Here is a 5,173-nt window from a genome sequence, read left to right as displayed (position 1 = left end):
ATCGAAGCGCTAGGCCGGGTCGACGTGCTGTGCTTCGACAAGACCGGCACCCTCACCGAAGGCAGGATCACCCTCAGACGCGTGTCCGACGGCGCCACCGACGAAGAGATCGGCGCGCTGGGCGACGGGATGCGGGCCGTGCTGGCCGCCGCGGTGCGGGCCAGCCCGTGGCGGGAGGGGGAAGGCGGGGTGCCGCACCCCACCGACCGCGCGGTGCTCGACGGGGCGCGCCGCATCGGCATCGGCCCGCACGACGAGGTGGCGGGCCTGTCCTGGGTGGCCGAGATCGCGTTCGAACCGGCACGGGGCTACCACGCGACGCTGACCCGGCACGCGGACGGCCTGCTGCTCAGCGTCAAGGGCGCGCCCGAGGTGCTGCTCGCCCGGTGCACCCACTGGCGCGGCGCCCCCTTCGACGGGGCCGCCCGGCGGCGGGTCGAGGCCGAGATCGAGCGGCTGGCCCGGAAGGGCCACCGGGTGCTGGCGGTGGGCGAGCGGCCCGCTTCCGACCGGGCCGACCTCGACGACGAGCGGGTGGGGCGCCTGGAACTGCGGGGCCTGCTCGCGCTCGCCGACCCCATCCGCGGCACCGCGGCGGCCGCGGTGAGCCAGTTGCACTCCGCCGGGGTCGACGTGCTGATGGTGACCGGGGACCACCCGAGCACCGCCGCCGCGATCGGCGCGGAACTCGGCATGATCAATGGGCGCGGGGTGCTGACCGGGGCGGAACTCGAGGAACTCGACGACGAGCAGCTCGCGGCGGTGCTGCCGGGGGTCGCCGTGTTCGCACGGGTCAGCCCGTCGCAGAAGGCACGGCTGGTGCGGCAGTTGCGGAAGGCGAACCGGGTGGTGGCGATGACCGGCGACGGGGCCAACGACGCCCCCGCGATCCGGCTGGCGCACGTGGGAATCGCGCTCGGCACCCGGGCCACCCCCGCCGCCCGCGAGGCGGCCGACCTCATCGTCACCGACGACCGGATCGAAACCATCACCAGCGCGCTCATCGAAGGCCGGGCGATGTGGTCCTCGGTGCGGGAAGCCGTGGGCATCCTCGTCGGCGGCAACCTCGGCGAAATCGGCTTCACCGTCGCCACGGGGTTGTTCGGCGGCGCCGCGGGCCTCAACGCGCGCCAGCTGCTGCTGGTCAACCTGCTCACCGACGTGCTGCCCGCGATGGCGGTCGCGGTCCGCCCGCCACCCGGTGTCTCGCCGGACCAGCTGCTCACCGAGGGGCCGGAGACCTCACTGGGCAGCGCACTGCTGCGCGACGTCTACCGCCGGGCCGCGGTCACCGCGGGCGCGGCCGGAGCGGGCTGGCTGCTGGCCCGCCCGGTGAGCACCCCGGGGCAGGCCGCCACCACGGCACTGGTCAGCCTGGTCGGCGGACAGCTCGCGCAGACGATCGCGCTGCGCGGGCGCACGCCGCTGGTGGTCGGCGCGGCGCTCGGTTCGCTCGGGGCGCTCGCCGTGGTGGTGCAGGTGCCCGGGTTGAGCCATTTCTTCGGCTGCCGCCCCCTGCTGCCCCACCAGTGGGCGATCGCGGGCGGAACCACCGTGGCGGCGGCCGTCGCGGAGCTGCTGTGGCACGGGCAACAGCCCCGGCCGGTCCGGCGAACGGAGTAACCAGAGCTTCCGAACGGGTTAACCTTCTGGTCACCTGCATCCCACCTGCCTCTCATCCCGGCGCGTGAGGCTGGGGCCGCAAGCCACGAAAGCCGCAGTTCAGGAGTCTTTCTCATGCCAGACCTCATCGCCACGATCCTCGCCAAGGCGGGGATGATGCTGCTTGAGGCCGTCATCGTGCGTGTCGTGCAGGAAATCTTCGTCGCCGCGACGAAGCCGCGGCCCGCCGCGAGCGGTGCCGCCGCCTTCGCCTGACGCCTCCGCCTGACGCCTCCGTGGCGCCGCGCCGTGCGGCGTCAAGGGTGCCAGGGCCCTTTCGCAGGGCACACAACGGAATACACTCCGCGAGGTGATCATCCGCCGGACCGCCATGGCGCTCGCCGCTCTGCTGACCACCTTCTCCCTCGCCTCGGCCACACCCGCGGCACCCGCATCGGCCACCAGGACCGTCGGCGCGGCCGGTCACCTGTTCGTCGTCAACCTGGAGAACAAGGGCTACGACAAGACCTGGGGACCCGGCTCGGCGGCGCCCTATCTGAGCCGGGAGCTGCGCGCCCAGGGCGCGCTGCTCACCAGGTACTACGGGACGGCGCACAACAGCCTCGGCAACTACCTCGCCCAGATCTCCGGACAGGGCCCCAATCTCGCCACCCAGGCCGACTGCGTGTTCTACGGCGACTTCGCCAGGATCGGCACCGTCGCCCCCGGCCAAGCCCTCGGGCAGGGATGCGTGTACCCGGCGGACGTACCGACCGTGGCGGACCAGCTGACCGCCTCGGGCCGCACCTGGCGGGCCTATCTGGAGGACATGGGCACCCCGTGCCGCCATCCCGCGATCGGCACCTTCGACGACACGCAGAAGGCGAAGCCCGGTGACCAGTACGCCGCGCGGCACAACCCGTTCGTCTACTTCCGTTCGATCCTCGACGGCCCGTCCTGCACCAGCAGCGACGTGGACCTCTCCGTGCTGCCCGCGGACCTCGCCTCGATCGGCACCACCGCCGACCTGACCTACCTCACCCCGAACCTGTGCCACGACGGCCACGACGCACCGTGTGTGGACGGCGAACCGGGCGGGCTGGTCTCGGCGGACGCGTGGCTTCGCCGCTGGGTACCGGTGATCACCTCCTCCCCCGCGTTCCGGCAGGACGGCACGCTGGTGATCACCTTCGACGAGTCGGACGGTCCCGGCTCCGATTCGAGCGCCTGCTGCGGCGAGGGACCCGGCCCCGACACGCTCCTGCCGGGTATCTTCGGCCCGGGTGGCGGCCGGGTCGGCGCACTGGTGCTGTCGAAGTTCACCGCCCCGGGCACCACCAGCGACCAGCCGTACAACCACTACAGCCTGCTGGCCTCGATCGAGAACGCCTTCGGCCTGCCGCATCTGGGGTATGCCTCGAGCCCCGGGGTCACCGGGTTCGGCCGCGACGTGTTCAACCGCTGAATCACCGGATCTCACGTTCCGGCCGTCCGGGGCGTCTACCGGAGGTGAGCGTGAAACCTTTCGAGCAGATCGTCGGCGCCTACGGGCCGGTGGTGCTGCGCGTCTGCCGCGCCGTGCTGGGTCCGGCGGAGGCCGAAGACGCCTGGTCGGAGACGTTCCTGGCCGCGCTGAAGGCCTATCCGGACCTGCCCGGCGACGCGAACGTGGAAGCGTGGCTGGTCACCATCGCGCACCGCAAGGCGATCGACGCGATCCGCCGGAGAGCGCGCCGCCCGGTGCCCGTGGAGACGGTGCCGGATCGCGCGAGCGCTTCGGGCAGGCCCGAAGCCTGGGACGGCGACCTGTGGGCCGCGCTGGCGCGCCTTCCGGACAAGCAGCGCGCGGCGGTGGCCTACCACTACCTGGCGGGCCTGCCCTACCAGGACATCGCCGGACTGCTGGGGGGAACCGCCGAAGCGGCCCGGCGGGCCGCGGCCGACGGCATCAAGGCCCTGCGTGCCGGTTACGGGCACGCCGCGAAGGTGGGAGGGACGAGATCATGACGATCAGGGACGAGGAGGCGCGGCGGTTGTTCGCCGCCCTGCCGGAGGCCGACGAGGACGCGAACCTCAGGCTGCACCGGCGGCTGGTGGCGGCGGCCGAACGCGACGGCGTGCTCGACGTGGCCTACCGCACCCTCGCCACGCCGGTCGGTGAACTGCTGCTGGCGGCGACGGAGCAGGGTCTGGTGCGCGTGGCCTACGCCAGGGAAGACCACGAAGCTGTTTTGTCCACTTTGGCCGGATCGGTGAGCCCGCGGATCCTGTACGCGCCGGACAGGCTGGACGAGGTGGTCCGCCAGCTGGAGGAGTACTTCGCGGGCAGCCGCCGCGAGTTCGAGCTGCCGCTGGATTTCCGTCTGTCCAAGGGTTTCCGCCGGGCCGTGCTGGCCCACCTGCCGCGGATCGGTTACGGCAGAACGGAAAGCTACGCCCAGGTGGCGTCGGCGGCAGGCAGCCCGAAGGCGGTCCGCGCGGTGGGCACGGCCTGCGCGACCAATCCTTTGCCGGTGGTCGTCCCCTGCCACCGCGTGGTGCGTTCGGACGGTTCGCCCGGCGGGTATGTCGGCGGTGCGGAGGCCAAGCAGACGCTGCTCACCCTCGAGGAGGCCGCATGAACCGGGCATTTCCCGTGAGGGGTCCCCTCACGGCACGGGGAGCCGCCACATGAACGACGACTACGCGAAACGGGTGGCGGGGGCCGACTGGGACGCGGTGGCCGCCGAACTGGACGCCACCGGGTGCGCGCTGCTCCCGCGCCTGCTCACGCCCGCCGAATGCGCCGGGCTGATCGCCCTCTGGGACGAGCCAGAACGATTCCGCGCCACGGTCAACCTGCGCCGTCACCGGTTCGGCGACCACGGGGACTACCGGTACTTCCGCGAGCCGTTCCCGGAGCCGGTGCGGCGGCTGCGGGAGGAGCTGTACCCGCGGCTCCTGCCGGTCGCGCGGGACTGGGCCGCCCGGTTGCGCCGGGACGACGCCTGGCCCGATTCGCTCGCCGAATGGCTGGACCACTGCCACGCGGCGGGCCAGGACAAGCCGACACCGATCCTGCTGCGGTACCGGGCGGGCGGCTGGAACGCGCTGCACCGTGACCTCTACGGCGACCGGGTGTTCCCGCTGCAGGTGGTGCTCAACCTCAACGATCCCGGCCGCGATCACACCGGCGGCGAGTTCCTGCTGGTGGAACAGCGGTTGCGGGCCCAGTCGCGGGGGACCGCGACGGTGATCCCGCAGGGGCACGGGCTGGTGTTCACCACCCGGGACCGGCCGGTGCCCTCGACACGGGGCTGGTCGGCGGCGCCGGTGCGGCACGGGGTGTCGGTGGTGCGCTCGGGGCTGCGGCACACCCTCGGCCTGGTCTTCCACGACGCCGCGTGAAGCGCTCTCCGCTGCCCCGGTTCCGGCCGCCGGAGGGCGCCGCCACCCCGGTCACCTCCGCCGAACTCGGCACCCTGCTGGCTCTGCTGCGGGCGATGCGGCCCCGGCCGGTGAGCGTGGTGATCGGGGCCGCCGCGGACGAGGTGTCCCGGGCGAACGCGGCCCGGATCGAACGGGCCTGGAC

General features: G+C 73.0%; 6 protein-coding genes and 1 pseudogene. All 7 read left to right on the top strand.

Annotated elements, in window-relative coordinates:
• Positions 1–1,623, top strand: a 1,623-nt coding sequence (locus FNH05_RS31715; RefSeq protein WP_144592529.1) for an HAD-IC family P-type ATPase, incomplete at its 5' end; no start/stop codon positions are given.
• A gap of 114 nt (positions 1,624–1,737) precedes the next feature.
• Positions 1,738–1,878 carry a hypothetical protein gene (locus FNH05_RS38440; protein ID WP_186382834.1) on the top strand — a complete coding sequence of 47 codons (141 nt, stop codon included), beginning with the start codon at positions 1,738–1,740 and terminating at the stop codon, positions 1,876–1,878.
• A gap of 94 nt (positions 1,879–1,972) precedes the next feature.
• Entirely contained in the window at positions 1,973–3,067 is a 1,095-nt protein-coding gene (locus FNH05_RS31710; protein ID WP_246128062.1) for an alkaline phosphatase family protein, read from the top strand.
• A 44-nt stretch (positions 3,068–3,111) separates the two neighbouring features.
• Positions 3,112–3,609: an RNA polymerase sigma factor gene (locus FNH05_RS31705; RefSeq protein ID WP_144592528.1), complete on the top strand. Its 498-nt coding sequence runs from the start codon at positions 3,112–3,114 to the stop codon at positions 3,607–3,609.
• Positions 3,606–4,223, top strand: coding sequence for a methylated-DNA--[protein]-cysteine S-methyltransferase (locus tag FNH05_RS31700; protein ID WP_144592527.1), 618 nt, complete (start codon positions 3,606–3,608; stop codon positions 4,221–4,223). Before FNH05_RS31705 ends, FNH05_RS31700 begins: the two co-directional genes overlap by 4 nt.
• 49 nt (positions 4,224–4,272) lie before the next feature.
• Entirely contained in the window at positions 4,273–4,989 is a 717-nt protein-coding gene (locus tag FNH05_RS31695; protein ID WP_144592526.1) for a 2OG-Fe(II) oxygenase, read from the top strand.
• Positions 4,986–5,173 (top strand): annotated as a pseudogene (locus FNH05_RS31690) (hypothetical protein); the annotation flags it as partial. The gene FNH05_RS31695 and the pseudogene FNH05_RS31690, both read left to right, overlap by 4 nt.

The organism is Amycolatopsis rhizosphaerae, assembly GCF_007713715.1.
In the GTDB taxonomy this organism is placed as follows: Bacteria; Actinomycetota; Actinomycetes; order Mycobacteriales; family Pseudonocardiaceae; genus Amycolatopsis_E; species Amycolatopsis_E rhizosphaerae.
Note: the sequence above shows the minus strand (reverse complement) of the source record. Positions and strands in the feature narration are given on the sequence as shown.